General features: G+C 45.6%; 1 pseudogene. It reads left to right on the top strand.

The features are described 5' to 3' along the window. Positions 1–112: 112 nt before the first annotated feature. Positions 113–463, top strand: a pseudogene (locus tag BGK49_RS17785) (transposase); the annotation flags it as partial.

Below are 463 nucleotides of genomic sequence, written 5' to 3'. Positions count from 1 at the left end.
TCTGCATATCTGACACTTTGGTTCCCACTACTTATTTGGTGGACACCACTTTGTCTAATTCGTCAGATTCTGACCAGACGGTTCAGGCTGTACGCTTACGAAGGAGCTAATAATGAGCAGAAAAAACCAACGTTACTCTAAAGAGTTCAAAGCCGAAGCTGTCAGAACGGTTCTTGAAAATCAACTTTCGATCAGTGAAGGCGCTTCCCGATTATCCCTTCCTGAAGGCACTTTAGGACAATGGGTTACCGCCGCCAGAAAAGGGCTCGGTACTCCTGGTTCCCGCACGGTGGCTGAACTGGAATCTGAAATTCTGCAACTGCGTAAGGCGTTAAATGAAGCTCGCCTTGAGCGAGATATATTAAAAAAAGCAACAGCGTATTTTGCACAGGAGTCGCTGAAAAATACGCGTTAATCGAACAATGGCGACAACAATTTCCCATTGAAGCGATGTGTCAGGTAT

Origin of the sequence: Shigella sp. FC1544, assembly GCF_001722145.1 — a bacterium.
Taxonomy (GTDB): domain Bacteria; phylum Pseudomonadota; class Gammaproteobacteria; order Enterobacterales; family Enterobacteriaceae; genus Escherichia; species Escherichia coli.
The sequence above is the reverse complement of the archived record's forward strand: the minus strand, read 5'-3'. Positions and strand labels throughout refer to the sequence as shown.